The sequence below is a fragment of the Mesorhizobium sp. M7D.F.Ca.US.004.03.1.1 genome, assembly GCF_003998635.1.
Lineage (GTDB): Bacteria > Pseudomonadota > Alphaproteobacteria > Rhizobiales > Rhizobiaceae > Mesorhizobium > Mesorhizobium loti.
In genome coordinates this window covers 1-432 of record NZ_RZQG01001822.1, presented here as the reverse complement: position 1 = coordinate 432, position 432 = coordinate 1, and the positions used below count along the sequence as shown (strand labels likewise).

General features: G+C 66.4%; 1 pseudogene. It reads left to right on the top strand.

From position 1 onward, the window contains the following. A pseudogene (locus EN935_RS40225) lies at positions 1 to 432 on the top strand (molybdopterin-binding protein); the annotation flags it as partial.

Below are 432 nucleotides of genomic sequence, written 5' to 3'. Positions count from 1 at the left end.
TCGCAGGGCTGCTCGACGGTGTGATGCCCGTCGCCACCTGCCTGGTTCCGCTCGATGAGGCTCTTGGGCGCGTGGCTGCCGGGATGCCGGCTGTCGTGCCGGCGCAGCCTGCGCGCGATATCGCTGCCATCGACGGCTGGGCGTGTCGCGCCTTTGATCTCGTGGGAGCGTCGGCCTATTCGCCAGTAGCATTGCCGACCCCGCCCCTCTGGGTGGAGACGGGCGATGCCATGCCTGGAAATCGTGACTGTGTGCTGCAGGCCGGTCTTATCGATTGCGATGGACCGGTGATCCAGGCGGCATCTGAAGCCGCGCCTGGCCAGGGTGTGCGCCGGATGGGCGAGGACATGGCGGCGAACCGCCCGCCAACATTTGAAGGAAAGACAATCGGCGTCGCTGACCTGCTGGTCGCTCGCAAAGTGGGATTGAGCC